Genomic DNA, 25,671 nt, shown 5'->3' on the forward strand with positions numbered 1-25,671 from the left:
CTCATTCACTCCTCGAATTTATTCAGCAGCAGCGTATAATCTTCAGCTGTATCGACGTCATAAAAAAGCAAAGGGTCTTGAAAGCTGATCATTTTTCCCGTATTGATCATACTTTCACGGATGACATGCCGGGCGCCCTGGTCTCCCTTTAACTGATGCAATACTGGAAAACATTGATTGGAGAATAAAATGGGGGGCATAGGAAGATGATGATTTTCAGCGGCGATAAATGAATAACGGCGCTCCTTTTGATAGGAATCAATTAACGTATTGATGATATCTGCGGTGACAAACGGCTGATCTGCAAGGAGAATGATAACGGCGTCAGCCTCATACTCTGCCGCTTTTTTTACACCGCATTGTATAGAATGGCTTTGGCCCTTACCCGCTTGCTCACATTCTGCCTGGCTCCACTTATTTGATATGGGATCTAAAAAGAAAAAATCCGAAAGCCAATGCAGTGAGTCTCCCTGTCTCGTAATAACAAAAATATGATCTAATTCAGATAACAAGGCATTTTTTAGAGCTATACTTCCCAGAGAGACGCCATTGAGAAATAAACTTCGCTTATCCGTCCCCATGCGTCTGCTTGTACCGGCTGCCAGGTAAATGGCTGCTGTTTTCATAAGCGAGACCTTTGTTTTCGCATTTTTTGAATCATCTCGCCGACAATACTTACAGCAATCTCCTCAGGGCCTTGTGCCCCGATGGGAAGTCCGATAGGGGAATGGATATCTTCCGGAATCTCTGCCCCGCCTAATAGCCGCTCCGTGCGTCTTCTGGGGCCTAATACGCCTTTATAAAACACATTCTCGTTTTTTAATGTATGTAAAATGATCTGATCTTTTTGAAAGCTGTGCGTCATAATGACAACAAAATCCCTTTTCGTCATACTTAGGCCTTCCATGACTTCTTCCGGTGCTCCTGTAATCAAACGGCCGGCTTCAGGAAAATGGCCGTGCTGACATAAAGCGGGGCGCCAGTCAATCACCGTCACATGAAAGCCCGTACCAGCCGCCAAAGAAACCAATGGCTTCGCATCTTCGCCCGCTCCAAAAACATATAAACAAGGTTTTGGAATCATCTGATGGATAAAAAATAAATCAGATGTATGTTCATCCTTTTTGATTCCCTTTTCCGTCTGTCTCAGTTTTTGAATACGGCCTTGTTCCATAACATCCCCGGTTCCAAACACGCTTCCGTCTTCAGCTATATACAGATCCTCCTTGGGCTCTAACGTTTCAGTGAATCGTTTCATTCGGGTCACAGACTTTTTTTCATCTAAGCATGTCTTGACTGTCATCAGATGTCGTTCCAATTCCCCTTTTACAGGCTCAAGTAAAACCGTCAAAACACCATTACAGCCAACGCCCTGTCCCCAAGATAAATCGTCTTCCGTGCTCATATCAAAGCGGACAATCAAGGGCTCTCCTGCAGTCCAGACCTGTTCCGACCGTTCAACGAGATCTTCTTCCAGACAACCGGCGGATAACATTCCGACTCTTGTTTTATCCCCTAAAATCAGCATGGAGGCCCCTTCTTTCTTATAAGCGGACCCCTCTGTTTTAATGATGGTAGCCAGTACCTTAGGTTTTGCAGAATTGGCGATGACATCCAAAATCCGGTGTATATCATCCATTTCATGTCCCCCGCTTTTATCTGATCATATCTGCATCTGTATATCCGTATTCTTTAATTCCGGAAAACATTACAAACGCTTCAGCAATTTCTTCGTTTCTAAAAAAAAAGAGTCTTTATAGACCTTATGACCGGGCGGCGGGTGCGACAGCATGTCGGAACGGAGAGATTCCAATAACACGCTCTGTTCCTTCTGTTTCCAATTGTCTGTTTCACCCTGCTGTATGCCTTTAAAACCCGCAAAGTATTCACTTAACACTTGTAAATCATTCCCCAGCTCCCTTTTGTCACTTGAAGATAATGCTCCTTCTTTTTCCCATTCTTTTAACGTTTTCACTATATTTGATAGATACTCAAATCCGGCGTTCAACTTTTGCATCTCAATTTGATAGCTTGAAATGATATTTTTATGTTTTTTTCTGACGGGGTTGAATTTTAAGCTGTCAGAGGCTGTTTGCAGCATCTCTTTTGTCATATGCAGCTCTTGCAGAAGATTGTTCATTCTATACGCCATAAGGTTCCCTTTTCCTTGCCCCCACTCTGATTGCACCCATTTGGAGAGGTCTGAAAGTGTGCCGGAAAGCTGACGAGCCAATGTTTGAAAAGAGTCCGCTGCCTTTTTTGTGTAGTCCGGCGGGAAAAGGAACATGTGAACCAGAATGGCGATGATGACGCCGATCATCGTATCGATTATTCGGTCGAATGCATAATCTTTAGCGTTTCGTTCAAACGTAAAGACCAACAAAATGGTGAGCGCTACCTGATGTAAAACCGTTACATCTATTCGTAACCACTTCGCAATGTAAGTACCGCCTAATAGGAACAGCCCCAGCATCCAGCCATTCATTGGCAAGTGACTGACAAGAAAGGACGTTAGCATGATTCCGATTGCAGTTCCCGCAATACGATGAAAAGAAAAGCGAATCGACTGATCTATCGTTGGCTGCAAACATAAGATAACAGACAGAGGCGCTAAATACGGGTGATCAGAGCCCGCCAGTTTTGCCGCTTCCCAAGCAACCGCAGAGGCAATCGCCATCTTCCAAACCAAGGATGTTTTATTTTGATTTTTTTTACTTTTCTTCATCATACGCCCCCTCCTTTCAGAAACCTTTTCCACTAGGTTTCCGTGACGGAAAGGGATTTATACTGACATATGGAAAATGCGGAAGAAGCTGTTGTTCAGAGGGGGAATTCTTGAATGACAGCTTCTTTTTTGGGGTTGGGAAACATTGGAAAATGATACATTATTGAGGACTTTTTGAAGCAAAGGGGCTTTGGGAAACTTGAGGCTGCAAGTTTGGCGGGATGGGAGCTATAATTAATCCGATTTTTGGTATAAAAACTTAAGTATATATAAGTTTTTATTCTATACGTTTTGTATATATTTATTCGAATTTAAATTTAGGTATTTATTTATGATATAGCTCTCCCCGTCTTACTAGGTAGTAAAGCGTCATTATAATTAAACCAAAAAGTTATATAATCCATATCCTTTCGGTTCAGTAGAACTTTTTTAAAAAAAATTAGTGCTCTTATCAACAATATCTTTATCCTGATTGCTAGCACCTTCGTACAAATTCCCGAAATTTTCTAAATCCGATACATAGCTTCTTTTGTTATAATCGTTCGGGATTTCATCTCGTCTAACACTCTCTCAGCCCTTCTCCTATTCTCTTCTAAACTAGCTATCTCCCTCTAGCGTTTTGGCTTGATTATTATAAACTCCTGTATCTATCCTTTCCGCATAATAGTCGTTACTGATTTTTTCTCAGTTAGAACGTTTCTTACAGAGTTTTTTATTAATTGGTAAGGGGGAAGTTCATACAGCATCCTCTTCAAATTTATTTTAGACCTTTTCTACTATCTTCAAACCCCTTAAGAGCACTTTAATCTTTCGAAGGACTTTCTTCTCTATTACTTCTTTTCTAATCAAATATACTTACATGTTTTTAATCCCTTACTAGCTTAAACTTGGCAAAATATAATATAAAAAGCAATAATATTACATATGATTTTTCGATTTATTCATCATGATACCCTCCCCACAAGAGGAACACCATAATATTTAAAAGATCACAAAATCCCCCATTTAAATTAACTTTTCAGAGAAAACTTTTTACTCTTATTAAAATAAAAACAATACAATAACTTATAACTAAAATCACCTATATGCTATTATTACTTAATCTAAAGCAATATCTACTTTCCAGCCATTATTAATAAAGTTAAACAAACGGTTATTACACGGATTCTTATACCGATTTAATCTTACTTCTTTTGAATCCTTTGCCAATACATTTTCAACACGATATATATAATAAGAGTCGCTTAATTCTTTTGCCCTGCTATATTCCGAAGTCGACAGATAAAAACAGCTACCTACGTTCACAGAGGTTTTTACTTCAATATAAATTTTTTCTCCTGTTCGCTCATAAGAAACAATATCGTATCCGGCAGTAACATCAACTTCTCCTACATATTCAGGAAAGTATTCTGTACCTTCTAATTTTTTAATTTCTTGGTCTAACACAAACCGCTCTCCTAAACTTCCTACTCTTCTTTGAAAATCTTTTAAGTTCAATAGGTCATCTATAGTCATTTCAAATTTTTTTCTAGCGGAAATAAAGTTATCTTCCAGTAGAGGATGAGGCTCCTTTTCAACCAAAAATTCACTCGTCGGTATAGAAACCTCATTCACTACTATCTTTTTTTTTATCTCCCCTGAACAGTTAACACAAATTATTCTCCCTCCTAGAATAACCCATAAATCACCACGGTTTTCTAATACATTTTCGCAAACCGGGCATTTCATGCTATATTTTTTCTTTGTAGCAATTATATCTCTATAAGTTAATTCTTTAATCCCAATAACGTTTCCTAAATCCCTAATAATCCTATCGGATAGATATTTAGAAAATCCAAATTTCTTTCCCTTTTCAGCTATTAATTTCTTCATAAATTCGCCATTTAATTCGTCCAAAAAAACATCACCAGAAGACGTAACAAACTTATTTTCCTTTGAAGAAAACTTCTCTGTGCAGAACTCATTAAGTACACCATTTCGTAGTTCTTTTTCAAATATCAAATGCCAAACTATTGAATACTCCATTTTTTTAATAGTATCAGGAGCCTTTAAAACATCTTTTACTTGCAAGAGTTGTTTATATGTTAACGGTACACCCTCTAAGGCACGTTCGTTCCCCTCGTCCGGTAAATTTTTGTAGTCTTTTAAGGAGACTTCAACAGGTATTTTTTCCTCTATACAGAATTTAATTAAATTTCTAAACGCCGCTAAGTCTCTATTAATTGTTTGAACGGAAAAAGAAATCTTCTTAGCTTCAGCTACATAATCATCAATATCGCCACTATTAATTTCAGTTATTTCCTTATCGATAAATAATATAATCTTTAATAATGACCCCTCATAAATATCAGCAGAATCCTTCTTTCCTATAGTTTCGAGATATCTAAAGATATAATCCTTATTTTTAGGGGTAATACTTTCATATTTTGTTTTTTTTGAACGTGTATCCTTCTTTTTCAAACTTTTAGTGGTCATAGTTTATACCTCACAATTTTTCATATGACTATGTATTTCTTTATAGAGTCAAAAAGCGCGTAGGGATATATTGTTATTTACTCTTTCCACAAAGTAACATTTAGAGTGTTATTTTAAATTTCCGATTTACCATCACTTATGATACGACTCTCTGTAAAATGTCTAAATGAGGATTTATTATGAAAAAAGTATAAACTCTCTACCTATAGAAAGTCTTTAATCTTATTTATATATACACTATGAGCCAGATTTATACAGAGGTAGCCTTGAAAATGCATCCAGTTCACTCTGAAGATTTCCCCAGTTTTTTTGAGTTGCTGTTGCATAATATTCATAATCTGCACTATTACTAGTTTCTTCTATACAATTATAATTTGTATAAAAAACTTCATTATAACACTTTTCAGCGTATACAAACCCAGCTGCTAATGATTGTAATAATTTCTCTTTATTATCTCCAACCCTATAATTTATTTTATATGTATCACTTTCTATAGGATTTAATATTGATCCTAATATTAAAATCCAGCGTGCTACACTTGGCAAATGAGTTTTATCAGCTTTATATTCCTCATCATTTAAGATTCTTTGTGTTATTAAAAAATTGCTTCTAATTGCAAATGACCACCAATAAAATAACTCAATTGGTTTTATATTTAAATCTCCGTCCACCATTTCTTCAAAACGTTCATAAAGTAAGATCAAATTTCTGAAATTATCTGTCGCAGCAAATGCATCTGCATCCATTTCTAGAGTTCTGAAATCTAATGGAGAAATAGTCTTTGGAGTTTGACCATTATCTTTCTCAAACATTGGGATATATTGTATACTTTTTTCATCTTTTGAATTTATAAATTCACAATGCCCATTAAGTAAATGTCCTAATTCATGAGTTATTATAAAGCGTGATACAAAAATAGTAAGCAATCCTGCTAATTTAATATCTATAATTTTACTATCAAAAATAGTGTATTTTCCATTATCATCAAATTTAAAAAACTCGTATGATACTTCAGTTTCGTCTTCATCGTTAAAATTTAATTTTTTCAAGAAACTTTCACTTTGCATTTTTGTAAAGCTATAAAAGTAATCAAAAAAATTATCTATAACCCCCTTGTTTATTAGTATATTATCTGTATATTTTTCACACCATGCTTTTCCACCTAATTTCGCATCTTCTTTAATATAAAAATTTAGTCTGTATTTTGAGATGCTTGATTCATTTTTAAAAATTCTTTTCGTAAGAAATTGGTATTGTTCATATATATTTAATGCTCTCTTTTTAATGTCAACATAAAAATCTTCTTTATTCTTCAAAATTTCTCACCTCATTTTACTTTTCTCATAACCTTAGTAGTTACATGTATTAATAAATGGTTCTAGGTGATTCTTTTATAAACTGCACTTGTATGTATTCTAAGACTATTAGTCCCCAGACCTTCGTAGACTATCCATAAAAACTGAACCTTTCAATTGAGCGGGGCAGGTCCCAAACTAATTTCGCATTAATTGACTATTTCAATATATATAAAACACCCCGATCAAGTTAGACTTTTCACTTCGTAGATAATCAATTCTTTTTAGAATGATTAATTAATGTAAAGTAGAAAACCTCACTCACTTATGATAAGGCTCCCCACGATTTATCCGAAACGCGCGATAAATCTGCTCCACTAAAATCAGACGCATGAGCTGATGAGGAAACGTCATTTTTGAGAATGACAGCTTTTCATCTGCTCGCTTCATCACTGCATCACTCAATCCTAGTGAGCCGCCGATGACGAAGGTGATTTTGCTTTTTCCATAAGTCGCCAGCTTATCTATTGTATCGGCCAGTTCTTCGGATGTTTTCATTTTTCCTTCGATGGCGAGGGCGATGACGTGGGTGTCCGGGCTGATTTTGGCCAGGATGCGTTCGCCTTCTTTGTCTTTGACGATTTTCATGTCTTGGTCGCTCAGGTTTTCCGGGGCTTTTTCGTCCGGGAGTTCGATGATGTCGATTTTTGCGTAGGCTGAAAGTCGTTTTTTGTATTCTTCAATGCCTTGCTTGAGGTATTTTTCTTTTAGTTTTCCAATTGTCACGATATTGATATTCACAGGTCATCCCCACTTTAGAAACAAGTTATTCATATATATTGTCCACAATTGTGGATATCTTTTCTGTATTTTGTGTAGGATCATTCGTTCCCTACTAGATATGTTGCAGTGTCCCCACATAATTCACAGGCTGTGGATAAACTGTTAGTATGTTCGATTTTTCTGATTTCGGGCGGAAGCTCATGATCATCTATGTACATGTCCAGCACGGTTTCGATATGTTCTTCACAAGAATAATAAGCGGTTTTCATTGTTACATCCTCCGATTTTCTTTTGCGCGCGGCAATTGTTCTCTTTTCAATATAACCTATTTATACACATGTTAGTAGTGCTTCGGGCTGAGTTTTATCCACAATTCGGCAAATCACGCGCAAAAAGAGCCGGCGTTTGCAGCATCCGGCTCTTTACGTGTTTTCTCTTTTTTCTAAGCGAAGGACGAACAGAATTCCTAATAGACACGCCAGCAGCGTAAAGCATACATCAATCCAGTCCGGCTTTCCGCCGTTTAAAAAAGAGTTGGTTATTACGGAAACCAGGAGAATGGTGACGGTCACCGCGGCAAGCTTTTTCTTCATCGGCTCCCTCCTTCACCGACTGTCTTCTTGTTATATAGCCTGATTAAGAGGGTCACAACGATATATACAATCATAATCAATGCCCCGTTACTCACATCAGGGTATCCAATCAACATATTCATTATGACAAAAACAATGGTTATACAAATGACGGACAACAATAAGAAGATACTGAATGATTTCAAATGACCACCTTCTTTCTTGCAGTAACGTTTCATTATAAAAAGCTTACCAAAAGCGGCAAGCTCTTCCGAAATGTTTATACTCTTCAAAGCCCACCCATCACCTGCACATCATACAGCTTGAGATGGCTTTTCGGCGTCACGATATCTTTCAGACCCGGGATGGTCAGGTCGTTCAGCTTTTTGCCCGTTTTCAGGTCGAAGGACTCGATTTTGGCGGGCTTTTTGTAGCTGTACGTGAACAGATACAGCTTTCCGTTTTGATGGGTCAGCTCCTTGAAGTCGGCTTTCATTCGTGATGCGGGGAGCTTGAAGGCTTTTTTGCTTTTTCCGGTCTCAGGGTTGATGCGGTAGACGGTTCCGAAGCCGTCAACGAAATAGAAGCTGCGCCGCTCCATGAAAAAGCTTTTTTTGAAGCTGAACGGCATGGAGTCATAGATCGTCTGTTCGTCATTTTTATAAGCGGCGATGTCATACGTTTTGATGGCGCCGCTGTTTTTCATGACTTTCACCATTTGATAGATGTGATCTGCTTTTTCCCCTCTGGTGACAAAGCGGACGGCGCTGTCGTCCGCGGCGAGCTGGGATTCGACAGACGTGCCTTCTTTATACGTCCACGTCGCGATTGATTTTGTATGGAGCTTCTCTTTATCAGCCTGAATGTCTTGGACGTGATAGCCTTTTTCGTCATCTGTCGGCGTGAGTGCGAAAAGATGATCTTTAAAAAAGCCTGAAGCGCGGATATAGTGCGGAATGACGTCTTGCTTCCACCTGCCGTCCATCTGGCGGTACAGCTCTGAGCGATAGCTGCCGCCGCTCTTGTCGTAGCCCGAATTATACAGCGTGTAAAAGCCTTTCGCCCGCTCGATATATCCCGCGCTGTCTCCCGTATGCTGGTACGCTCTTTTATATGTGTGAAGGCCGTCCTGAACGGTGTAGATTCCTTTTTTGTCCTCCAGCAGCAAGCTGCCGTCATGCACTTTGGCCGATCCGAGCTCAAGCCCCTTCATTTGATAAGAAGAGAGCCGCCCTTTTTCATCGGCGAAGAGGGCGTAGCTTTTTCCGCCGCCGAACGTGTCTTGGTCAGCCGCAGTGGAGAAATACAGCAGCGCCTCTTTATCTTTCAGAAAATCAGGGTCATTTAATGTGTCTCTCGCAACCTCCGCAGGGTCTTCCGTGCGGAAATAGAAGAAGCATAAGACCGCTGCGGCGGCAATGATCACTAAGGGTATCCAGATGATTTTTTTCACGTTGTTCTCCTTAGTGAATGGTCAGGATCGTGGTTGTGTAGGACGAGCTTGTGATGTCGCGCGGGTATACGCCTAAGCCGCCGTTAGAGTCGATATCAATCCCCGCTTTTAAAAGGAATGCCGACCACAGCAGTTTTGAGCAGTTTTTGGCGCCTTCATGGCCCGTATTTCTGTTATTGACGAAGTTGAAGGAGTACTCATCACCCACTCTTGATACGGCCCAGTCAGCGGCGGCTTGTTTTTGAGCATCGGTAACTTTCACGGTCTGAACGATTGAATTGTCTTCGACTTCTCTGCCGTTATAAGCAATCTGGCGGACGCCGTCTCCCGGCACGGATTCGACAATTTTATCAGCGGATGAATACATGCCGACATGCCCGTGGTTGTAATAAGCCGTGTATGAGTTCGTGTAATAAATATTGCCTTTTGTGCTTTTCGGAAGTTTTTTGGTTCCTGACGATCCGCCCATTGCAGAGAGTCCTTCTTTGGAAGCGATTACATTTCCTTGCACCTTGTCTGCCGTGATTTCTTGATGAAACTGCTTGAGAATTGCTTCTGTTGAAACGTGCTTCTGTTTGGCAAGCTCTTTGGCGGATTGGAGAACGTCTTGAGGAGTCGTGCCCTGCTGAAGGTCTGCGATTTCTTTTGCGTAGCGGGCTGTTTCTGTTTCTTTCGCTTTTACATTCAAACCGGAGAACGACAGAACCATGGTGAATGACAGGGCAAACGGGAGGACGGCTTTGAACAGCTTTTTACACATTGACTTCGCCTCTTTTCTTTAAGGTTAATTTTTCCACGTTTTCATTATATGACGAAATTGCGATAAAAAAATATACAATTTACAGATTTTTAAAAATTTTATAACAATATGTAAATCATATACATAAATCATTTTCAAATATCAGGAAATCCGGTTATCATACAAGAAAGGGGGAGGACATATGAAGGACAGAACAATCGGTTCGATGCGGGTTTCCGCAATGGGGTTAGGGTGCATGGGCATGTCGGAATACTATGGCAGCCAGAGTGAGGAAGAGTCGATTTCCACACTGCATCATGCCGTTCATCTCGGCGTGAATTTGTTTGATACGGCTGATCAATATGGATTGGGTGCGAATGAAGAACTTGTCGGCAGAGCGCTTGCCCCATTCAGAAAGGAGCTTTACCTCGCGACGAAATTCGGTTATGTCCGAAGCGAAAAGGGTGAGTTTATCGAAATCAACGGACGGCCCGATTATGTGAAAAAAGCGTGTGACGCCAGTCTGAAACGCCTCGGGACGGATTATATCGACCTTTATTATCTGCACCGGGTTGATCCGCGGGTGCCGATTGAAGAAACCGTCGGCGCCATGAAGGAGCTGATAGACGAGGGAAAGGTGAGGTATATCGGATTGTCAGAGGCTTCCGCAGAAACGATCAGGCGCGCCGTCCGCATTCACCCGATTGCCGCGCTTCAATCGGAATATTCTTTATGGAGCAGGGAAGCGGAGGAGCATGTGCTGCCCGCCTGCCGTGAGCTCGGCATCTCATTTGTGCCTTACAGTCCGCTCGGCAGAGGTTTTCTTTCCGGAAAGATGACGTCGACCGATCAGCTGGATGCCGATGATTACAGAAGAAGAACGCCGAGATTCCAGGGAGACAATTTGGCCGTGAATATGGGGCTCGTCCAAAAACTTACCTCCATTGCCCGGGAAATGAATATCACCGCGCCTCAGCTTGCGCTCGCATGGGTTCTCGCAAACGGCGATGACCTCATTCCGATTCCGGGTACAAAAAAGAAACACTACTTGGAAGAGAACCTCGCCGCTCTCGACATTGTGCTTCCGGAGGATGTGAAGGCGCGGTTGGATGAGATGTTTCCGATCGGAACGGCGGCCGGCGAGCGTTATCCGGAACAAATGATGACATTGTTAGATGAATAACAAAAGAGGCCCATCGTGCGGGCCTCTTTTCATGACAGCTTTTTGCTCATGATGACATCCGTCTCCAGAAATCCCGTCTTCTCATACAGCTTCCGCGCCGTTTCGTTATGAGCGAACACATGGAGAGAAATCTTGCGGACACCCAGGTCTTTGGCTTTGTCCTCCAGCCTTGCGAGCGCCTCTTTTGCATAGCCTTTGCCGCGGAAAGGCGGATGAAGGCCGAAATCATAAATAAATGCGTCCTGCTGCGGGTGGTCCGGATCGGCGTGCAGCCACAGCCAGCCGGCATTTTCCTTTCCGTCCAATGTCAGCGTCCATAAATAGTGATCGTCCGTCTCCAAGCCGTCAGGAAGCAGGTCTTCAAACGCCAGCTCCGCTAATTCCGGCGCTTCGTCAGGCAGCCACGTTCCCGCTTTTACCTTTTCTTCAGCGTAATGCTTGGTTGAATGGGCGAGATAGGACTGAAATTCTTGTTCTGTCATCGGCTGCAGCGTGATAGCCATTGAATCACTCCTTACAAAACACAGACTGAAAGCGGTATCATGAAGTATTATCCGAAGGCTCCGTTTTCCGCCGGTTTTATGATTTGTTCGGCTTGTGCCGTTGAACCAGTTTGCGCAAATAATCCAATCGAAATGAGACTTGCCAAGGCTGCTGAGAGTACAATGAATTTACATGTTTTCATTACGAATCCCCTCCGTTAATCTCAAAATTTGGTCATTGGCATCAATTGATTCTTGAAAATACTTCGCCGCCGGTTTGTAATTCTCCTGTTTTTTAAAATGCGCCGCGGCCTGATACGACAAGTCGGAAACGTCACTCCACAGCTCTTTCCTTCTTAACTCGGCGAAAGCTGATTCAAGCGCTTCTTCATTGCGGTCAATAAAGACATGCTGTAAGATGCGCAGCTTTTGGGTGTATACGGGCTCGTTTTTTTCTTCAGCGGCATTCAGCGCTTTATGCAGCCAAAACCGGCCCTCATCCGCCTGTTCCTGTTTCAATAACACTCTGGCCAGCATGTACAGACTCCGCACCGAATACGCTGATTGCAAATGCTCCTTTTGATCAAGAGCCGTTTCAAACTCGACCCGCGCCTCCTCCAGTTTTTCCTGTCTTTCATAGCAAATGCCTGCGTTAAAGTGGGCGAGCGCTTCAATATGCGGATCGCCCGCTTTGGCAGCTTGATGAACCGCCGTCTGCAGGAGCTCTTCGGCTTTCTGATAGTGAAACAAGTCCATTCTGTTACAGCCGATCACCATTAAACACTGTGCTTCTCTGACCGCGTACATTTCATTGGCTTTGTAGATCTCCAACGCTTTTTCCGCGTGGTTCATCGCAAAGTAGTTTTGGCGGATTTCATAGTAGGCAATCGCCACTTGATAATTAAACTCGGCTCTTTCAATCTCATTCGGTATGTGCCGGAGCCTGCTTTCAGCAATCCGGTAAAAATTAATGGCGTTCATAAACCGTTTACGGTAAAACTCGTGCATTCCGGAAAAGAAATAATAATAGTATTGAATCATCTGGTCTGTTTTTTCTTTATCGGCGTTCAGCTGGATCGTTTTTAAAATGCCGTCTGTTTTCTCATACTCTTCCATCAAAAGCTTATAGCGGGAATCAATTAAATTAAAATAAAGGAGCACCGTTTGATTCTGTGTCATATTTTGCAGATCCGTAAGCAGTTGTTCTCTTAACGCCTCAGCCGATTCAGTGTTGTGCTTTTTGATTTCCTCATACCAGTCACTGATTTTTTTCGCAACTGTTTCGTGGGCCATCACCTCAGCCATCTGTCAGGACACCTCCCTTTCCCATTTTGTGTAATAAATATATCATATTTACAGGTTCAAAAAGAGGGTGGCAGCCCGCTAGTTTCCTCGTGGCAACAAAAAAACCTCCGCAGATGCGGAGGCGCATATTTTATAATAGTTTTTTTCCTAACAAAGATTCTACCAGCTCGACCGCTGTTTTGCCGGTTTTGTTTTTGTGATCGAGGATCGGGTTGACTTCGACAAATTCAGCTGAAGTGATGATGTCGGCATCGTACAGCATCTCCATTGCCAAATGGCTTTCACGGTAGCTGATGCCGCCGACGACAGGTGTGCCTACGCCGGGTGCGTCGCTCGGATCAAGGCCGTCGAGGTCAAGGCTGAGGTGAACGCCGTCACAGTCTGACAAGTAGTCAATGGTTTCTTCAATGACCTTTGTCATGCCGAGGCGGTCAATCTCATGCATCGTATAGACCTTCATGCCTGTTTCCTTAATGTATTCACGCTCGCCTTCATCAAGCGATCTCGCGCCGATGATGACGACGTTCTCCGGCTTGATTTTCGGGGCATACCCGCCCAGGTTCACCAGCGTGTCGTGTCCGACGCCGAGACTGACGGCCAGCGGCATTCCATGAATATTGCCTGACGGCGATGTTTCTAGGGTGTTTAAGTCGCCGTGCGCGTCGTACCAGATGACGCCGAGCTGTTTATAGTGCTTTGCCGTTCCTGTCAGCGTTCCGATCGCGATGCTGTGATCGCCGCCCAAGACGAGAGGGAACCGCTCATTCTCAATGACGCTGTCCACCTTTTGGGCGAGCTGCTCGTTCCCCGAGAGCACAGAGTTCAGATTTTTCAGTTCTTCATCATTTTTGAGTTTTTCACGATTGACGGGGATGTCGCCTAAGTCTTCCACCGCATACCCCATGTCAGATAACCGTTCAATGAGATGCGCGTAGCGGATGGCGCTCGGGCCCATGTCCACTCCGCGTCGTGCTTGTCCTAAATCCATCGGCATTCCAATAACTGAGATATTCTTGTTCATCCGTTTTTCCACCTCAACATGTTGTATGTTGTCCTGTGCGGGTTTCTCAAAGATGACTTGGACACGAAAAGATTTAAAGCTCTATCTGTTTTTCTGACTGCTTATGCTTTTTTACATACAGATGATAGACGATAACGCACACCGCCATGAACGGGATGCCGCAATAAAGGGCGAGCCGCTGTTCTGAATCAAATGCGAGGCTGATCAGAACAACCGTGTTTAACGTCAGCCCGATAATAGGCAGCACCGGGTACAGCGGTGTTTTAAACTTCAGGTCTTCCACTTTGCCGCCTTCGCGGATGTATTTCCGTCTGAACATCAGCTGTGACAGGGAAATCGTAATCCAGCCGACCTGCGCGCTTAGTCCGGCTAATGATAAGAGAAACATATAAACGGTTTCCGGCGCTGCCACTTTAGACAGCAGTGACAGGCAGGCGACGGCCAGCGTCACGATCAGAGCGTTCATCGGCACGCCGCGTTTATTTATTTTGCCGAGCGATTTAAAGGCTTGTCCTTCGTTCGCCATAGCATATAAGATACGCGTCGATGCAAACAGGCCTGAGTTGGCCACTGAGAGCAGCGCAATTAAGATAACAAAGTTCATAATATCGGCGGCATATGGAATACCGATTTGTTCAAACACCACGACAAACGGGCTTTCGACCACTCCTGCCTGCCTCCACGGAATCATCCCGGCAATGACGATGATGGAGAGAACGAAAAAGACAAGCGTTCTCCATACCGTCTGCCGGATAGAGCGCGGAATCGTTTTCTCGGGATTTTCACTTTCTCCCGCGGCAACCCCGATCAGCTCCGTTCCCTGGAACGCGAAGTTTACGGTAATCATCGTAATAAGCATAGCCTTAATGCCGTTCGGAAACAATCCATCCTCATAAAAATGAGAGAAGAAAGGAGCCTGCTCGCCGTGTTTCATGTCAATCAGGCCGAACATGGCGGCGCCGCCCAAAATAATAAACAGCAGAATGACTAAAATTTTAATACCGGAAAACCAAAATTCCGACTCAGCGAACGCTTTTGTGGTAATAGCGTTCAAAAGAAACATCAGTCCGACAAACACGAGGCACCACACCCATACGGGAACATGCGGAAACCAGCGGAGCATCAATTGTCCCGCAGATAAAAACTCAATGGCGCATGTCACCGCCCAGCCGAGCCAGTACAGCCAGCCGAATGCGAAACCGAAAGCGGGGCTGATGAATTTGGTTGCGTACGTCTGAAACGACCCTGATACGGGAAGGGCAACCGCAAGCTCGCCTAAGCAGAGCATTGTCAAAAACATTATAAAACCGCCGACCAGATAAGACAGAACCGCGCCCAGCGGTCCCGCCTGGTTAATTGTAAATCCGGTACTCAGGAAAAACCCGGTGCCGATCACTCCGCCCAAAGAAATCATAAACAAATGGCGTGATTTCATTGTGCGCTGAAGCTGATTCTCTTTTTGATTTGTATTCACTATTCTGCACCCCTTCAGCAACTTGTATTGGAACCAAGCCGGTGCTTTGAAACCGATTTGCTGTCCAAAGAGCCTCTATTTGTATATGAATGTTATATGAAATTCATTTTCGTACATAAAGATACATTATACTAAAATACTGTCGCCGCGCAAATAGAGTGTGCTGAATTTTTTATTTGTAAATTCCATACAAGCCGAGGGAAAGCATTGCCGCATCAAAGTTTTACGCGTTTTGAAGCACGTTTGTGATCTTTTGGACCGCCCAGTCCAAGTCTTCCTTGGAAATCATTAACGGCGGTGCAAAACGGATCACGGTATCATGTGTTTCTTTGCATAAAAGCCCTTCGCCTTTCAGCTTTTCACAGTACGGGCGGGCCGCTTCTGTCAGTTCAACGCCGATAAACAGGCCGCGTCCGCGCACGTCTTTTATGATCGGGTTATCAATTTTCTCAAGCTCTTCTTTAAAATAACGGCCAAGCTGAAGGGAACGCTCTGCCAGCCCTTCTTCCTCAAGGACTTCAAGAGATGCGAGCGATACCGCGCAAGCGAGCGGGTTTCCGCCGAATGTCGAGCCGTGGGAGCCCGGGTTAAACACGCCGAGAATGTCACGGTTCGCCGCGATGCACGAAATCGGGAAGACGCCCCCGCCGAGCGCTTTGCCTAAGATGAACATATCCGGTACGATATTTTCCCAGTCAACCGCGAATGTTTTCCCTGTGCGGCCGAGTCCCGTCTGAATTTCATCAGCGATCAGAAGTACATTTTCTTCCTTACAAATGGCGGCCGCTTCTTGTAAAAATCCTTCCGGCGGAATGACGATGCCCGCTTCTCCCTGAATCGGTTCGAATAAGAAAGCGGCTGTGTTCGGCGTGATCGCCCGGCGCAGCGCTTCTGCGTCTCCGTATGGAATTAATTTTATACCCGGAAGCATAGGTCCGAAACCGCGTTTATACTCATCTTCTGAAGAAAGGGATACCGCAAGCATCGTTCTGCCGTGGAAGTTGCCGATACACGCAATGATTTCCGCCTGATTATCCGCTACTCCTTTGACCTCATATGCCCAGCGTCTCGCCGCTTTGACAGCGGATTCAACGGCTTCCGCCCCCGTATTCATCGGCAGAATCATATCTTTTCCGGTCAGCTTGGCTGTTTTCTCATAAAACGGACCGAGCTGATCATTATGGAACGCGCGTGACGTCAGAGTGATTTTATCCGCCTGATCCTTCAGCGCCTGAATGATCTTCGGATGTCTGTGCCCCTGGTTCACCGCAGAATAAGCACTCAGCATATCCATATATTGATTGCCTTCAGGGTCTTTTACCCAAACACCCTGCGCTTCAGAAATAACAATCGGCAGAGGATGATAGTTGTTCGCGCCGTAATGTGAAGTTTGGCTGATAATTTCTTGAGATTTTGTGAAAGCTGACATAATCTGATTCCCCCTTGTTTTGTAATCATTCAACATTAGATCTTGCTTTCCCTTTTTATAAAGCAAGTTCCGTGCCAATCCGAAAAAACGGGATGTTTCGCCAACATTCTTTCTTTTCCCGCAAAATTTTCCGGCAGTTTGTGTGCAAACTTCAGCCAAGCGCAAAATTTTTTTGCGTTTCCCGCTGACAAAATAGGAGCAATCCAATTAGATTGCTCCTACTCAACAGTTATTTATTCAATTGTCTCTGATATACAATGTAAGAATATAGTAAAGATAATATGATACAGCCGATTGCAGCCACGAAAATGACTGACACTCTATACACCGGCGGCAAAAAAGCTGCAAGCATCATGAGCATACCCGCTAAGACAAAAAGTTTTGAACTAACCCTGTGTGTATCCTTCCAAACTCTTTCACTGCTCAGCGTCCAAGGTGTTCTTATCCCTAAAAAGAAATTGGGCTTAACGATCTGAATGAAGTTTCCAAACACCATGAAAATGACTCCCACTATAAAGTTTCCTAAATAAGATATAGGGAGATCATATCCCAGGCCGGTCAAGATGGTCATCAGATTAATGACAAACAGAACCGCAAACATTGTATTAAATATAGCCATATATGGCCGGATAAATGTTTTGTAGTTATTTTTAGGATCAATCTTAGGGATGATAACCATTAAAATATATAGAATAATCATGATGCCAATAAGCATCATCATCGCATTAGCTTTCGTTTGGTAATCATTTGCACTTCCGTTTAATCCCCAGTGTGTCGCCAAATTGTCCGGTAAAGATGAATATGTGCAAACCCATGTGAAAACAGTTAAAACTATGATTCCTGCCGAAAAGAGATATTTTTTCATGATTCCCCGCCTTTCTTATTATCATGTTCTGAATCAGTCAGAGAAAAGAACCAGCCTATAAGATCCTGTAATACAGTGGTATTTAATGAATACATAATAAATTGGCCTTTCCTCTCATCGTGAACCAAATCAGTATTTTTCAATATGGTAAGGTGATGAGAAATACTGGGTTTTGACATATCGAAGTGTTCCGCAATTTCTCCAGCGGTCATGTCTTGTTTCTTTAATAAATCCAAAATTCTTCTCCTTGTAGGATCGGCCAGTGCTTTAAAAGCTTTATTCAAAAACTTTCCCCCTCTCATACATACATGATTTAGATATTTAAGTATATATCTAAATATCAACCATTTCCCTAAAAAAGTCAATGGTTTTATTACCTTAATTTCCATTTATTTTTAAACATCGTCCAAGCGCAAAATTTTTTTGCGTTTCCCGTTCGATTTATTTTAAAATAATGAATGTTAAGACGATTGAGAGGGGGAATTGACCTGCACACAACCAGCGAATTTTACACACTCGTGTTACAAAGCATTCTGGAAGAGATTGATGTCGGGCTGCATGTGGTGGACGAAAAGGGCAGCACCGTCATTTACAATAAGAAAATGATGCAGATTGAAGATATGGATGAACGGGACGTCCTGCATAAAAACCTGACTGATGTATTTATGTTTTCCAATCAGCAGGACAGCACGCTCGTTCAGGCCCTTCAAGAAGGCAAAACGATTAAAAACGTGAAGCAAAGCTATTTCAATAACAAAGGCCAGGAAATCACGACGATCAACCACACCTTCCCGATTGTGCAAAACGGCGAGATCAAGGGAGCCGTGGAAATCGCCAAGGACGTCACCAAGCTCGAACGGCTGATCAGGGAGAACATGCACAGGAAAGAACAGAACAGCTACACGTTTGACAGTATTCTCGGCAACAGCCCGGTCATTCGGGAAGTCATCGAAAACGCAAAACGGGCAACCCGCACATCATCATCGGTGCTTTTGGCCGGCGAGACGGGAACGGGCAAGGAACTGTTCGCCCAAAGCATTCATAACGGCAGCCAGCGCTCAGGCGCCCCGTTCATCTCACAAAACTGCGCCGCCCTGCCGGATAGCCTGGTCGAAAGTATTTTATTCGGCACGAAAAAAGGCGCCTTTACCGGAGCCATCGACCAGCCCGGGTTATTTGAGCAGGCGCAGGGAGGCACCCTGCTCCTTGATGAGATCAACTCGCTCAATCTCAGCCTGCAGGCAAAACTGCTCCGCGCCCTTCAGGAAAAGAAAATCAGGCGCATCGGATCAGCGCAGGACAAACCGATTGACGTCCGCATCATCGCCACGATGAATGAAGACCCGATCACCGCCATTTCAGAAGAGCGGCTGCGCAAAGATTTATACTACCGTTTAAGCGTTGTCACGTTGATCATTCCCCCGCTCCGGGAGCGCAAGGAGGATATTCTGCCTCTGGCCGAAGTCTTTATCCAGAAAAACAATCACCTGTTCCAAATGCATGTCGATTCGATCAGTGACGATGTGCAGCGATTCTTCTTGGAATATGACTGGCCGGGCAACATTCGCGAACTTGAACATATGATTGAAGGCGCCATGAACTTTATGACGGATGAAACGACGATTACGGCGGCCCACCTGCCTTATCAATACCGCATGAAAATCAAACCGGCTGACACGGAAACCAAAGCCGCCGCAAGCACCCAGCCCGGCACCGATTTAAAAGACAAAATGGAAAACTTCGAAAAATACATGATCGAAAAAACCCTGAGAAAACACGGCAATAACATATCCAAAACGGCAAACGAGCTCGGAATCAGCAGACAGAGCCTGCAATACCGCCTGAAAAAATTCGGTCTGGACCGGATGAAATGAATCCATACAAAAAAAGGCTGAGATGCTCCTCAGCCTTTCGTTTATATCTGATTGGCAAGCCGCTCTCCGGTAAACCAAAAGTTCTCACTCACTGCCAATGTATGTTCCGTATTCTCGACTTGATGCCACCAATGGCGCGGCGCGTAAATGATTTCTCCCGCCTTTTGTCTGAAGCGGATCGGAGACGCCTTTTGCACCAGCGGTTTTTGCTCAATGTCTTTTTCATCAAAGACATTGATATTTCCTTCGTACAAATACGGAGAGTCGTCCGGATGATAGAAGATCCATTCCTTCTCCCCGAAAATGACGCCGTTCCACGCGTGCGTGTTGTTAAAATCCTGATGCAGCGGTGTGCCTGTCTGCTTAGAACCGAGAAAGAACCATTTCCAGTCCCGTCCCGTTTCTTCATCCGCTCTCAATGTGTCTTTTGTAAAATACTCGGGTGCGGAATAGACAAGGTCTAAGTCATTTTGGTTCAGCTGCGTAAAATTCCAGTCACAGTACCATTTGTCATCATTCTGATCAATGTACTCGATATAGTTGGAAAGCTTTACTTGTTTAAAGGTTTTGACCCCTTCGATATCTGATTTCCGGATGGTGACCATTCTGTCTCCATAGTGTTCGTCAATGTATTCAAGCGTCCACGGCCTGCATTCCCAGTGATCCATTGCCCCCGTCAAAATAAAAGGTTTCTTATCAGCATACTCACTTACAAAAAGATCGTACGATAACTCATTGATTGTCAGTCTGTCAATGGTCATATCCATTCCCCTTTTATTCGGCAATCTGCCGTTTTTTTTGTTTGGCGTAACTGTATGGACCTGAAAAGATGGTGACGTTTTGATTCTCAAGCCAGAAAATCTTGTTGAACTTCTCCAGCAGGTTTCTGTCGTGAGAAACGCAGATGATGGTGCCTTGAAACTGCATCAGGCTGTTTTCGAGAATTTCCTGAGATTCAATATCCAAGTGGTTGGTCGGCTCATCCAGGATCAGGACATTCAGCTTTTTTTCCATTAAGATGGACAGCTTCAGCCTGATTCTCTCACCGCCCGACAGGACGGAAAGTTTTTTAAAGACCGACGACCCGTAAAATCCGTACTTGGCCAGCATATTCCGGGCCATGCCCTCTTCAGTCAGCAGATTTTCTTTAAAAAATTGCAGAATCGTCTGGCTCGAATCTCCGACATGGCTCTTTTGATCAATGTAGCCTATTTTAAGATTTTCTCCCACTTTAATGGTGCCGTCCGACAGTTCTCTTTCCCCGATGATGCAGCGGATCAGCGTTGTTTTGCCGACGCCGTTTCTGCCGACGATGCCGATTCTGTCTTTATGCTTTATGCGCAGATTCACATTTTGATATAAAAGGGAAGATCCGTTGGTCACCTTTCCGTTTTCAATGAACACAATATCTTTTGAACCGGCGCCCGCTTCCTGAAATGCGTTTTTTAATTTTTGCTCCGTCCGGACCGGCTTATTGATCAGCTCAATCCTTCTCAGCGCCTTTTCCATATTATTCGCGCGTCTGTGCAGGCCGACAGACGGCGGATTCGAGCGGTTGGCCCAATCTCTCAGCTGGGCGATGGATTCCTTCATCTTCTGTATTTTTCTCTGCTGTTCTTCATATTTCTCAAACTGGGCGATGATGAATTCTTCCCGCTTTTTCAAGTATTCGCTGAATCCGTAAGGCCAAATCTTCACCTCGGTATCGTCAATCTCGAGCACCTTCATCGCCGTTTGGTCGGCAAACGTTTTATCGTGGGTCGTAAACAGAATGGTTTTGTTCGATTTTTTAATAAACCCTTCAAGCCACTCAATCGCATGGACGTCCAAATGGTTGGTCGGCTCGTCCAGCAATATAACGTCGTCGTTGCGGATTAAAATTTCGGCAAGGCCGGCTTTTGTTTTTTCGCCGCCGCTCAGCTTTGAAAACGGCTGATCCTTTAATTCGCTGAGGCTGAGCCCGTTGCATACCTCGTCAATCATCGCATGCATCTGGTAGCCGTTGTTCCGCTCAAATGTTTCCGTGTATTGACTGTATTTTTCCAATAAAGCAGTCAGCTCGTCATCACTCATCGGTTCCGAAAGCTTCAGCTCAATGGCCTTCATTTCATTCTGGATCGCCGCGAGAGCTTCAAATGATTTTTCCAGATATTGATACAACGTCAGATCCTCATGGGGATCAGCGATCTGCTTCAGCAAACCGACCTTCGCCCCTTTGTTGATCGCAATCGTTCCTTCATCTGCCTCAAGCTCTCCGGAAAGCACCCTGAACAGCGTGCTTTTGCCGGAACCGTTCGGCCCGGCCACAAGCACTTTTTCGCCTTCATTGATGAAAAAAGAAACTTGTTTGAAAATGGTATCTCCCGCTAAATTTACCGTAAGATTATGAATATTCAGCAACTCACATCATCCCTTTGTCATTCTGGTTCAAAGCTCGACTTTATTCTGGATGGCGACGCTCGCTTTCAGTTTGTAAAAGCTGAGCATCATAAACAGCGACAATAAGATGGATAATACCCCGATTGCGGTCAGCAGCAAAGCTGAATCAAAATAGTCCGTTAAGAATCCGATAAACGGAAAGGCAATGAACATGAAGAGCGAGGTCATCAAACTGATAATGGACAGCAGCGTGGCTCTCGTTCTGGACGGAATCTCATTATTCACCACCTGACTGGATACGGGTTCTATCACATCATAGAGCGCGTTAATGACGACAAAAGCTGCAATCGTCACGTACAGACTGCCCGAAGGTATAAACAGGTAGGCCGCCCCGATGATGCAGAATGTCAGCAGAAGCACGCGCCTCGGCGTGAATTTTTCCGCCGGCTTGGAAGAAAAGATGGAGCACAGCGCCTGCAAGATGGACAGTCCCGCAAAAATAATGGATATATTGCGCACGGACAGCCCTTCCTGACTTAACAGATCTTGTCCGTACATATAAAAAACCGAGGTAATCGCAAAGAAAACGGAGAGTGACAGCACCAGATATTTAAAGGCTTTGTTCAGCCTGAAGAAATCTTTGACTTCTTTTAAGATGTCACCGACCGTCTGCGTTTCGTGTTCACTGTTTTCAAATTTGATTTCCGTCAGCTGTGTAATGACCGCCATTGCAATCAGCTGAGTGACAATCCCGGCGATAAACACATACGACCATGATATTTCCTGCAAGTAGCCGCCGATGCCCATGGCGATCGCAAGACCGAGTATGACAAGTCCGTTATAGTTTCCGATGGATTTGCCGTACCATTTTTCTTTCCCTTGTTCTTTCAGTGAATCAAACAAAAAGGCATGATCCGTTCCTGATATAAACGTCAGCCCGATACCGTATATAATATGGGCGATGAAGAGGGCGATGAAGTTGTGGAAGCTCAGGAACATCACCAAATAGACAATGACCATAAAATGGCCGAGCAAGAGCGATTTTTTTCTCCCGATTCTGTCCGAGATGACGCCGCTCGGCACTTCCGCCAGAAACATCGCCAAATTCAGGACCGATTGCAGGATGCCCACAAGAAATAATGAATAATTCATGCTTGTTAAATATAAAATCCAAATTCCCCGTTCGAAAAAGAAGTTTCCGAAAAAACCGGAGAAGTAAAGCAAATTTCGATTCCGCAAATGAATACCCCTTTCCAGCTATCTGCATTTAACATCATGAACAGAAAGGAGCCCGTCAGTCTTTACACTAAAACCCTCTATACATGGATCTTGCAGATACAGACTTTTCCCAAAACAAATTGGGCAATAATGAGTTGTATTCTCGAATAACCCAAAAAGTTCCTTCTTTTTTTCAGATCCTATGGCATCAATGATCGTTTTTTTCTTCTCTGGATCGCTGATGTCGCGGATGAAATATTTGATATAGCTCAGCTCATGCAGGTAAGCCGGCAGGAACAAATGGAGCTCAATATCAAACCCGCTTTTATCCATATGGTAATAATCATTGAAATGACTGACCTGGGAGACGGATACGTCCGCTCCGGCCCGCCGCAACAGATCAGCCAGCCTTTCAATGATCTCTCCGTTGGGATAATAATCGGCATAAACGATTCGGATCGGTTCTTCTTTTGTCAAAAGGGGCAGATCTTTCTGCGGTGTCCTCCCGCTTTCCCATATTCCGATCAGTGAATCAGTCGGTGTGATGATATGCCCCAAATCGCCGGCCAGCTTTTGTTTATCAAAATAATGCTGAATGAAAGTTCTCAGCATGTCGTCCTTTACCTTGAAGGTAAATAACATCGGCAAATGATTTTCTTTAAAATCAGCATACTGCCGATACCTCATGTTTGAATGATGAAACTGGGTGTGGCAGGTCACGTCCGTTTGATTCGCTTCGTACAGCCCGATGCTTTTTTCCAGATCATCATTCAAAATAAATTGGATGGTCTGAACCGTGCGGTGATCCGCGGGCGTCATTTTATATTGCGGATTCCGCTCAAATTCCAGCCCCTTCTCAAACGTGCGCTTGAATCGGTACGGGCCGTTTTCCGGCACATCGCCCCCGGCGGTCCCCGGAATCAGAAAGCTGCTCTGCAAAACGGCTTCTATCTCATCAGACGGCTCGTCCAAGGTGACTTCAAAGCGTTTTTCGCCTGTTACGTTCACCCCGAGCTGATCGGAAGAGACGAGGCCTTTTACATACGGAACGGCCTGTTTTATGTTCAGGAAACTGCCGAGATGGGGGCTTTGATTTTCTTTCGTCAGATGATAGATGATCGTTTGAACCACACCCTCGGCGTCACCTAAATAGTCCGGGTGAATGTCCACCTGACAGGTGCGGGGATCTTTGCGGATGATCCGGCAGTTATAGCCGTCCTGCAGGCTTTCATACATAATGCTGCAAATCATCTTGCTTGTGTAATCCTGCGTATCTAATGGGTTCAAGCGTATCGGGCTTGTGTCGATTTCTATTTTTAGAGGGTCACCCGGTTTTCTCGCCGTACGATGCATCGTCTTCATAAAGCGCTTTCCTTTTGAGAAAGCTTCGTTTCTGTAATATGAAGGCCGTCAAAGTCCAGGCCGATGCGGGTATTCAGGGATTTCGGGCTTCCGCCTGCAAGGTATGTGATAATGTCATGAGACATAAACGAGGATATAATACCGTTTGTCGCTCCTAAGGAACCTTTGATCGGTTCATCGGGGTAACAGTTCAGAAGTCCGGCCGGCATGTTTTTTTCATAGGTGACGCCGGATTGATAGGATTCAGGCGTGAGCAGAGGCCCCCATTGGCCGCTGAAGCTGCCGACACCCCCGGTCATAAACGCGATATTCCGCTCCTTACAATACCGGTAAACCCATTCAGAAATGTTATGGGGTTTGTCAGCGGCATTTATGACGATATCAATTTCATACGGATCTAACACACGCAGGTCCTGCGGCTGTGTCATTTCCTTATGGTAAAGTGCTGCGTCCGCATTGGGATTGATACCCGCAATATAATCTCTGCATTCTGAGATCTTTAATTTGCCTACAGAAGATTTATTATAGACGAATTGTCTGTTCAGGTTATGTACTGATACGGCATCGAAATCAATGAGAATAAAATGCTGCAAGCCCGCCGCCAAAAGGTTTTGAAGAATGATCGTTCCGACGCCCCCCAGACCCACGATCGCTGCCCTGCTGCCGTCTAATCTCTTTTGGATCAGATTGGGGTTTTGGTTGTATTTCTCAAAATGGTACAGCTGCTTTTCAGTGATGCGGCCTTCACGGCCGTTTTGCCATGGCTCTATTAAAGCATCCAATTTCATTAACGCATCGAAAAACTGGTTTCCCGCTTCCTCTCCCAGAAGATCAGAAAGCTCTTGTTTTTCACAGCCGATGGTCAGCCGTTCAACCGCCTCTTTGATCTCACTCGTATGCGCAAGCTTAATCGCCTTTCGATATTGAATGATAATATGCGCCGTGTAGGTCAGCACCTGCACGCTGTCTTTAAACTTCCAGCGCTTACAGTACGTTGACATCATGACATACCCCCTGAAAGATAATAACTCCCCAA

At 43.8% G+C, this 25,671-nt stretch carries 25 protein-coding genes; 2 read left to right on the forward strand and 23 right to left on the reverse strand.

The window, feature by feature from the left end; translation table 11 throughout:
- Positions 1-5 precede the first annotated feature (5 nt).
- From JNUCC21_RS20820 to JNUCC21_RS20865, 10 genes are all read right to left on the reverse strand, one after another.
- Positions 6-626 (reverse strand): NTP transferase domain-containing protein, encoded by a 621-nt coding sequence (locus tag JNUCC21_RS20820; RefSeq protein ID WP_150941537.1) that lies wholly within the window; start codon positions 624-626, stop codon positions 6-8.
- Positions 623-1,639, reverse strand: coding sequence for an XdhC family protein (locus JNUCC21_RS20825; protein WP_150941538.1), 1,017 nt, complete (start codon positions 1,637-1,639; stop codon positions 623-625). The genes JNUCC21_RS20820 and JNUCC21_RS20825 overlap by 4 nt, the downstream gene beginning before the upstream one ends.
- A 69-nt stretch (positions 1,640-1,708) precedes the next feature.
- Positions 1,709-2,725: an aromatic acid exporter family protein gene (locus tag JNUCC21_RS20830; protein ID WP_369878464.1), complete on the reverse strand. Its 1,017-nt coding sequence runs from the start codon at positions 2,723-2,725 to the stop codon at positions 1,709-1,711.
- Between the two features lie 1,098 nt (positions 2,726-3,823).
- Positions 3,824-5,200, reverse strand: a complete 1,377-nt coding sequence (locus tag JNUCC21_RS20835; protein ID WP_150941540.1) for a protein NO VEIN domain-containing protein — start codon at positions 5,198-5,200, stop codon at positions 3,824-3,826.
- A gap of 237 nt (positions 5,201-5,437) precedes the next feature.
- On the reverse strand, positions 5,438-6,517 hold the full coding sequence (locus tag JNUCC21_RS20840) for a hypothetical protein (protein WP_150941541.1): 1,080 nt from the start codon (positions 6,515-6,517) through the stop codon (positions 5,438-5,440).
- A 300-nt stretch (positions 6,518-6,817) separates the two neighbouring features.
- A complete protein-coding gene (gene rlmH, locus JNUCC21_RS20845; protein ID WP_007407874.1) occupies positions 6,818-7,297 on the reverse strand; it encodes a 23S rRNA (pseudouridine(1915)-N(3))-methyltransferase RlmH in 480 nt (159 codons plus the stop codon).
- Between the two features lie 80 nt (positions 7,298-7,377).
- A complete protein-coding gene (locus JNUCC21_RS20850; RefSeq protein WP_004393147.1) occupies positions 7,378-7,548 on the reverse strand; it encodes a CxxH/CxxC protein in 171 nt (56 codons plus the stop codon).
- A gap of 153 nt (positions 7,549-7,701) precedes the next feature.
- A complete protein-coding gene (locus tag JNUCC21_RS20855) occupies positions 7,702-7,872 on the reverse strand; it encodes a hypothetical protein (RefSeq protein ID WP_162839609.1) in 171 nt (56 codons plus the stop codon).
- Between the two features lie 268 nt (positions 7,873-8,140).
- Positions 8,141-9,304, reverse strand: coding sequence for a hypothetical protein (locus JNUCC21_RS20860; RefSeq protein ID WP_369878465.1), 1,164 nt, complete (start codon positions 9,302-9,304; stop codon positions 8,141-8,143).
- 10 nt (positions 9,305-9,314) lie between these two features.
- On the reverse strand, positions 9,315-10,064 hold the full coding sequence (locus JNUCC21_RS20865; protein WP_015240940.1) for a YiiX/YebB-like N1pC/P60 family cysteine hydrolase: 750 nt from the start codon (positions 10,062-10,064) through the stop codon (positions 9,315-9,317).
- 181 nt (positions 10,065-10,245) lie between these two features.
- Between JNUCC21_RS20865 and JNUCC21_RS20870 the strand changes: the two genes are divergently transcribed.
- Positions 10,246-11,226: an aldo/keto reductase gene (locus tag JNUCC21_RS20870; protein WP_369878466.1), complete on the forward strand. Its 981-nt coding sequence runs from the start codon at positions 10,246-10,248 to the stop codon at positions 11,224-11,226.
- Between the two features lie 29 nt (positions 11,227-11,255).
- On the opposite strand, the gene JNUCC21_RS20875 is transcribed toward JNUCC21_RS20870, so the two are convergent.
- The 8 genes from JNUCC21_RS20875 to JNUCC21_RS20910 all read right to left on the reverse strand — a co-directional run bounded on the left by JNUCC21_RS20875 (position 11,256) and on the right by JNUCC21_RS20910 (position 18,086).
- On the reverse strand, positions 11,256-11,729 hold the full coding sequence (locus tag JNUCC21_RS20875; RefSeq protein ID WP_369878467.1) for a GNAT family N-acetyltransferase: 474 nt from the start codon (positions 11,727-11,729) through the stop codon (positions 11,256-11,258).
- Positions 11,730-11,776: 47 nt separating this feature from the next.
- Complete coding sequence (locus JNUCC21_RS20880; RefSeq protein ID WP_007407881.1) at positions 11,777-11,911, reverse strand: hypothetical protein; 135 nt, start codon at positions 11,909-11,911, stop codon at positions 11,777-11,779.
- Positions 11,898-13,013 carry an aspartate phosphatase gene (locus JNUCC21_RS20885; protein ID WP_032868107.1) on the reverse strand — a complete coding sequence of 372 codons (1,116 nt, stop codon included), beginning with the start codon at positions 13,011-13,013 and terminating at the stop codon, positions 11,898-11,900. The genes JNUCC21_RS20880 and JNUCC21_RS20885 overlap by 14 nt, the downstream gene beginning before the upstream one ends.
- A 130-nt stretch (positions 13,014-13,143) precedes the next feature.
- Positions 13,144-14,034 carry an arginase gene (rocF, locus tag JNUCC21_RS20890; RefSeq protein WP_007407883.1) on the reverse strand — a complete coding sequence of 297 codons (891 nt, stop codon included), beginning with the start codon at positions 14,032-14,034 and terminating at the stop codon, positions 13,144-13,146.
- 73 nt (positions 14,035-14,107) lie between these two features.
- The gene (locus JNUCC21_RS20895; protein ID WP_020958097.1) at positions 14,108-15,508 is read right to left on the reverse strand and encodes an amino acid permease; all 1,401 of its coding nucleotides are present in this window, start codon (positions 15,506-15,508) and stop codon (positions 14,108-14,110) included.
- 223 nt (positions 15,509-15,731) lie between these two features.
- Positions 15,732-16,937, reverse strand: coding sequence for an ornithine--oxo-acid transaminase (locus JNUCC21_RS20900; RefSeq protein ID WP_025650081.1), 1,206 nt, complete (start codon positions 16,935-16,937; stop codon positions 15,732-15,734).
- Between the two features lie 229 nt (positions 16,938-17,166).
- Positions 17,167-17,802 (reverse strand): SdpI family protein, encoded by a 636-nt coding sequence (locus JNUCC21_RS20905; protein WP_038460524.1) that lies wholly within the window; start codon positions 17,800-17,802, stop codon positions 17,167-17,169.
- Complete coding sequence (locus JNUCC21_RS20910) at positions 17,799-18,086, reverse strand: autorepressor SdpR family transcription factor (protein WP_015240946.1); 288 nt, start codon at positions 18,084-18,086, stop codon at positions 17,799-17,801. Before JNUCC21_RS20910 ends, JNUCC21_RS20905 begins: the two co-directional genes overlap by 4 nt.
- Before the next feature lie 174 nt (positions 18,087-18,260).
- Between JNUCC21_RS20910 and JNUCC21_RS20915 the strand changes: the two genes are divergently transcribed.
- Positions 18,261-19,676 (forward strand): sigma-54-dependent Fis family transcriptional regulator, encoded by a 1,416-nt coding sequence (locus tag JNUCC21_RS20915; RefSeq protein WP_050556574.1) that lies wholly within the window; start codon positions 18,261-18,263, stop codon positions 19,674-19,676.
- 41 nt (positions 19,677-19,717) lie between these two features.
- Here JNUCC21_RS20915 and JNUCC21_RS20920 read toward each other — a convergent pair whose 3' ends face one another.
- Genes JNUCC21_RS20920 through JNUCC21_RS20940 form a run of 5 tightly spaced genes read right to left on the reverse strand, consistent with a single transcriptional unit; the run spans position 19,718 to position 25,639 of the window.
- Positions 19,718-20,437 carry a cupin-like domain-containing protein gene (locus JNUCC21_RS20920; RefSeq protein WP_007407887.1) on the reverse strand — a complete coding sequence of 240 codons (720 nt, stop codon included), beginning with the start codon at positions 20,435-20,437 and terminating at the stop codon, positions 19,718-19,720.
- Between the two features lie 13 nt (positions 20,438-20,450).
- On the reverse strand, positions 20,451-22,076 hold the full coding sequence (locus tag JNUCC21_RS20925; RefSeq protein WP_039063865.1) for an ABC-F family ATP-binding cassette domain-containing protein: 1,626 nt from the start codon (positions 22,074-22,076) through the stop codon (positions 20,451-20,453).
- Positions 22,077-22,103: 27 nt separating this feature from the next.
- A complete protein-coding gene (locus JNUCC21_RS20930) occupies positions 22,104-23,294 on the reverse strand; it encodes an MFS transporter (RefSeq protein WP_014306161.1) in 1,191 nt (396 codons plus the stop codon).
- A gap of 18 nt (positions 23,295-23,312) precedes the next feature.
- Positions 23,313-24,635, reverse strand: a complete 1,323-nt coding sequence (locus tag JNUCC21_RS20935; protein ID WP_369878468.1) for an ABC transporter substrate-binding protein — start codon at positions 24,633-24,635, stop codon at positions 23,313-23,315.
- On the reverse strand, positions 24,632-25,639 hold the full coding sequence (locus JNUCC21_RS20940) for a ThiF family adenylyltransferase (protein ID WP_150941545.1): 1,008 nt from the start codon (positions 25,637-25,639) through the stop codon (positions 24,632-24,634). The genes JNUCC21_RS20935 and JNUCC21_RS20940 overlap by 4 nt, the downstream gene beginning before the upstream one ends.
- Between the last annotated feature and the right edge of the window lie 32 nt (positions 25,640-25,671).

The organism is Bacillus sp. JNUCC-21 (assembly GCF_041222765.1).
In the GTDB taxonomy this organism is placed as follows: domain Bacteria; phylum Bacillota; class Bacilli; order Bacillales; family Bacillaceae; genus Bacillus; species Bacillus velezensis.

Bases quoted from the DNA above. Each gene is read 5' to 3' on its own strand.
- JNUCC21_RS20920 (WP_007407887.1), bottom strand. From the start codon at position 20,437: ATGACCATTGACAGACTGACAATCAATGAGTTATCGTACGATCTTTTT.
- JNUCC21_RS20880 (WP_007407881.1), bottom strand. From the start codon at position 11,911: ATGAAAACATGTAAATTCATTGTACTCTCAGCAGCCTTGGCAAGTCTC.
- JNUCC21_RS20870 (WP_369878466.1), top strand. From the start codon at position 10,246: ATGAAGGACAGAACAATCGGTTCGATGCGGGTTTCCGCAATGGGGTTA.
- JNUCC21_RS20850 (WP_004393147.1), bottom strand. From the start codon at position 7,548: ATGAAAACCGCTTATTATTCTTGTGAAGAACATATCGAAACCGTGCTG.
- JNUCC21_RS20825 (WP_150941538.1), bottom strand. From the start codon at position 1,639: ATGGATGATATACACCGGATTTTGGATGTCATCGCCAATTCTGCAAAA.
- JNUCC21_RS20885 (WP_032868107.1), bottom strand. From the start codon at position 13,013: ATGGCTGAGGTGATGGCCCACGAAACAGTTGCGAAAAAAATCAGTGAC.
- JNUCC21_RS20900 (WP_025650081.1), bottom strand. From the start codon at position 16,937: ATGTCAGCTTTCACAAAATCTCAAGAAATTATCAGCCAAACTTCACAT.
- JNUCC21_RS20830 (WP_369878464.1), bottom strand. From the start codon at position 2,725: ATGAAGAAAAGTAAAAAAAATCAAAATAAAACATCCTTGGTTTGGAAG.
- JNUCC21_RS20835 (WP_150941540.1), bottom strand. From the start codon at position 5,200: ATGACCACTAAAAGTTTGAAAAAGAAGGATACACGTTCAAAAAAAACA.
- JNUCC21_RS20875 (WP_369878467.1), bottom strand. From the start codon at position 11,729: ATGGCTATCACGCTGCAGCCGATGACAGAACAAGAATTTCAGTCCTAT.
- rocF (WP_007407883.1), bottom strand. From the start codon at position 14,034: ATGAACAAGAATATCTCAGTTATTGGAATGCCGATGGATTTAGGACAA.
- JNUCC21_RS20915 (WP_050556574.1), top strand. From the start codon at position 18,261: ATGTTAAGACGATTGAGAGGGGGAATTGACCTGCACACAACCAGCGAA.
- JNUCC21_RS20940 (WP_150941545.1), bottom strand. From the start codon at position 25,639: ATGATGTCAACGTACTGTAAGCGCTGGAAGTTTAAAGACAGCGTGCAG.
- JNUCC21_RS20820 (WP_150941537.1), bottom strand. From the start codon at position 626: ATGAAAACAGCAGCCATTTACCTGGCAGCCGGTACAAGCAGACGCATG.
- JNUCC21_RS20935 (WP_369878468.1), bottom strand. From the start codon at position 24,635: ATGAAGACGATGCATCGTACGGCGAGAAAACCGGGTGACCCTCTAAAA.
- JNUCC21_RS20865 (WP_015240940.1), bottom strand. From the start codon at position 10,064: ATGTGTAAAAAGCTGTTCAAAGCCGTCCTCCCGTTTGCCCTGTCATTC.
- JNUCC21_RS20905 (WP_038460524.1), bottom strand. From the start codon at position 17,802: ATGAAAAAATATCTCTTTTCGGCAGGAATCATAGTTTTAACTGTTTTC.
- JNUCC21_RS20855 (WP_162839609.1), bottom strand. From the start codon at position 7,872: ATGAAGAAAAAGCTTGCCGCGGTGACCGTCACCATTCTCCTGGTTTCC.